This is a genomic window from Mesorhizobium sp. B2-3-5 (genome assembly GCF_006442395.1).
Classification (GTDB): Bacteria; Pseudomonadota; Alphaproteobacteria; order Rhizobiales; family Rhizobiaceae; genus Mesorhizobium.
On sequence record NZ_VFVX01000082.1, the window covers coordinates 1 to 1,281 of the forward strand.

General features: G+C 56.1%; 1 protein-coding gene. It reads right to left on the minus strand.

The window, feature by feature from the left end; all coding sequences use genetic code 11:
• Positions 1 to 1,281, minus strand: a 1,281-nt coding sequence (locus FJ958_RS31405) for a VCBS repeat-containing protein (protein WP_140750005.1), incomplete at both ends; no start/stop codon positions are given.

Below are 1,281 nucleotides of genomic sequence, written 5' to 3' on the forward strand. Positions count from 1 at the left end.
GCAGGTAGTTGTTCGTCCAGGTCGAGGACGGCGTGTACTCGACCGCCACCGTGCCGCCGAGTTCCGTCGTGATCTGCCGAAGCAGGTCTGGATTGCCGGGGCCCGGGGCGGACAAATACATAGAGTCATTGTCGCCAGCCCTATTACCGGCTTTGAACCCCATATCAGGCAGGCCGTCGCCATTGAAATCGCCGATCACGGCGTGTGAGGGCCAAGAAGCTGTTTTGAACAATGCGGCGCTGTAGGAAACCGAAGTTGGCTGCAGGGAAAAGAACCTCACGGTGTCGTTCTGGAACGTAATCGCATCCGCACGACCGTCATTGTTGAAGTCGCGGAACGTGACTCGATCACCCGAAACCGAGATGGCATCGCCATACGCCTTAAACCCGATCCCGGTGGACAGGAACACCCTGATCTTACCAAGCCCAGGATCATAGCGAACCACATCGGAGGCGCCGTCGCCGTTGATATCGGCAATAACCGTCCCACCACTGCCGTTTGTGGAAATTGCAGACCCATATTGCCATACCCCGGTTGACAACGTGCCCTTTTGTACTGCGTCGCCGCCGGAGGCGATCAGCGGTTGCTGTCGCCCATTGCCGAGGAAATCGCCAATGCCAACCCCGGCCGCGGATGTCCCTCTGGGATAAAAGGACTCGATCCCGTCCCCATCGTCATCGGCTAAGAATTGCGGCGATGGCGATGGCGTTGGCGACAGGTCCGGTAAAGCCGCACAAACTGCCGCGTAGTCGCCTGACGCGCAGCCAACCTTTGTCATCGACAGGTCGGCGTCTGTTTTAATGACCGATTTTGTTGTCGAATACGTATAACGGCCAGTAGCGCCATTGACATATGACACCCATGTCGCCACGTCAGCAAAGTCGATCGTATTCTTGTTAATGAAACGGCCTGGTGCCGATGAGTACCTTGGAGCAGGCGATCCGGAGGTTGGATCGTATGGTATAGTATCAATTACCAAGCTCTTGCCGCCAGATGGTGAACCGTCGGAGGCTCGCCTTAAGATTACCTTAGTTCTTTTAATGGCCGGGCAACCACCTTGATTTACATTACAAGTCTCCACGCTCTGTGTGTACTCGTAAAACAATTCGTCCCTTCCGTCGAAATCCAGATCTGCGACGCCAGGGATGCTAACGTAGTCAGGTTGTGCGATAGTATTATACACGCCATCCGTATTCTGATACGCCATCTGGGCGATGATCTTGGCGGTGCCGCCGGTGATGGTGCCGTCGGCGGCGATGGTGGCGTCGATGCCGTAGCGGG